Annotated in this window: 2 protein-coding genes; both read right to left on the bottom strand. The window is 42.7% G+C overall.

The window, feature by feature from the left end; all coding sequences use genetic code 11:
• Positions 1 to 80 precede the first annotated feature (80 nt).
• Positions 81 to 1,718, bottom strand: coding sequence for an iron uptake porin (locus tag AC805_RS14515; RefSeq protein WP_055076081.1), 1,638 nt, complete (start codon positions 1,716 to 1,718; stop codon positions 81 to 83).
• Between the two features lie 282 nt (positions 1,719 to 2,000).
• Positions 2,001 to 2,624 (bottom strand): VTT domain-containing protein, encoded by a 624-nt coding sequence (locus tag AC805_RS14520; RefSeq protein WP_055076082.1) that lies wholly within the window; start codon positions 2,622 to 2,624, stop codon positions 2,001 to 2,003.
• Between the last annotated feature and the right edge of the window lie 62 nt (positions 2,625 to 2,686).

Consider the following 2,686-nt stretch of genomic DNA (forward strand, 5'->3'; position numbering starts at 1 on the left):
CTTATATTTATATATATTTCTCGATCAATTCTAATAAATATCAGACAGGCTTAGCAGGTCTTTAGCATATTCATTCATTGCTAGAACGTAAATGTGGTGCGGATAACTCCTACCGTTGCCGTGGTATTAGTACTCACGCCCTCAGGATTAAACACCCAAAAGATCCCAGGCGTAATACTAATGTTTGGGCTAACTCGGTAGCGGTAGAAGATTTCCAGATGATAAGGAGTCGTATTCACCTTTCCTAAATCTGCGGAACCGCTCACGGAAGTACGATTAAGTGGCTGTCCAAATAGAATGCTGGCAGCGCTACCTTCGCTGAATAGATCGTTGAAGGTTAAACCTGTGATCCAACTGGTGAAGGTGGTCGATGCTGAGGTATTGACTGCATCTGCAAAAATTACAGTTCCCCAAGTGTGGAACGTAATTTTAGGTGTGACTTTCCAAGCTAAATTACCGCCAATAGAATTAGCTCTAATCGAGGTAACACCGCTGGCATTAATCGACTCTGTCGCCGTAGTCACTAAGCCTGTACCCAGAGTATTAGATTGGTGGTAAGTATTGGTATAGGTAATAGAAGCGTCGAGATTGTCCGCAGGCTTAAATAACAACTGCACTAGGGCAATCGTCGAACCGCCAAATAGCCCTCCCTGTCCTCCTGGAGTAGCATCCGCAGGTCTAGAAGAGCCATAACCTGCTTGGATTTTAAATCGATCTGTCACTTTCCAGTCAAAGGCAACTAGAGAAGATGTACCTGCAATCCGCATGAGGGGATCAAAGCGCCCAAAACGAGAGATAGAACCTTGACCATTACTGGCGACTGGTGAAAGCACGGTAAAGAATTCGTCTGGGAAACTGATGGGAGCAATGTAAAGGGTAACCTTGTTATCAAAAATTGGGAACTTATAATCGAGCAGACTCAGAGCAAAGGAATTGTCGATAAAAGAAGTAGCAGGTCCAGGTCCGATGCGGGCAGTGTTTGTACCTAGCGCCCCAGCAAGGCTATTGGCAGTCGTACTGCTTGCGGCTGCAAGATTATTGCTAGCTTCTAGACGAGTTCTTAGGAGATCTTTTCCTGTAAAACTTGTATTGAGAACTAGTCTTGTACGATTCCCTAAGGTGACATTTGAACTGACATTATTTGCACCTCCGCTTCCCGCTGTGGCGGAGAAAATCACTTCTCCTGTAAGTTTCGTAGTGGTAGAAAATTGCTGCGCCTCTAACTTGGCAGTTTTGGCATCAAGGGCATCAACACGACCGCGCAAAATGGCAAGTTCTGCTGCAAATTCTTCTTGCAACTTTTGCAATGTGGCTAAATCAGCTTTGCTAACTTTATCCGCTAGCCCTGCGGAGATAATTTCATTAATTTTGTCAAGACAGGCATTTAAGCCAGCGGCAAATTCATAACGGCTGGTAGCTTGTTTGCCGCGAAAGGTGCGATCGGGATATCCTGCAATACAGCCGTAGCGCTCAACGAGAGATTGCAAGGCAGTGAAAGCCCAATCCGTTGGCTTAACATCGCTGAGCTGGGATACAGAAGTGACATTTTGGGCGAGTGGTTGGGGTTCAGCCTCTAGACGAATTTCCTTATAAGGGTCGTTACTATTTGCCAGAGGTATTTTTGTTTCTGCGTGCGTAAGACTTGGTGATACTACCAAGGTTGCGAAAAATGACAAACTAGCTAGAACGTTGAATGGAGAGTTTTGAGCCTTAAACATCGAAGAATTAACCTCTGATACACCTAGTTTATAAGGGTAAGCTTGTTGACCTTGGATGTCAAAGCAATATTTGGCTGATATTTTGATTCAGTAGTTATTCATTTCCCTACTCAGTAGCTGGTGATATAGCTGTCGCCAATTGTATTAGGACATAAACCCCAAGAATTGACTGGCGGCGCGAAGCACCGCCAGTCAATTCTTGGGGTTTGATTTGTCCTAAGTCAAGTGACTGTAGCTATATCAAGCGCCAAAAATGTTTGGGTTTGATATTTGATTTTGTTTCTATTCTTTAGCTTTATCCTTGGATTTCCCAATGGGTAAAATATGTAAGAGTGAAGGAATGACTGAAATTACCACGATCGCTAAGGTGATCGGCAAGACATAGCGATCAGCATTAGGAATACTTTTTCCCAATAGAAAGCCTAGGATTGTTAAACCAAATGTCCAAAGCAATCCCCCCAATAGATTGTATTTAATAAATGTGGGATAGTGCATCTTGCCGATACCTGCAACTATGGGAGCAAAGGTTCTAACTACTGGCAAAAACCTTGCTAAAATGATGGTCTTGCGACCGTGGGTTTCATAAAAACTTTGTGCTTTCAATAGATGTTTTTTGTGAAAAAACCGTGAATCTTCTCTATTGAATAACCTGTAACCAAAGTGGCTACCCGTTGCATAACCAACGTTATCCCCTAATGTGGCGCATATAAAACAACCAACTATTAGCATCACTATATTCAACAATCCTTGTGAAGCTAAAAAACCTGAGGCAAATAGTAAAGAATCTCCTGGTAAGAAAAATCCAAATAATAGTCCTGATTCTGCAAAGGTGATAGCCCAGATCGCTAAATGTCCGCCCCAGAAGCCCAGAGAATGTACTAATTGCTGTGGTTCTAAAAAGTTCACGCTTGCCTGTAGCCTCGTATAGAAATTTTTAAATATTCTAATTAAACATTCTAAAATATAGC

It is taken from the genome of Pseudanabaena sp. 'Roaring Creek' (genome assembly GCF_001402795.1).
In the GTDB taxonomy this organism is placed as follows: Bacteria; Cyanobacteriota; Cyanobacteriia; order Pseudanabaenales; family Pseudanabaenaceae; genus Pseudanabaena.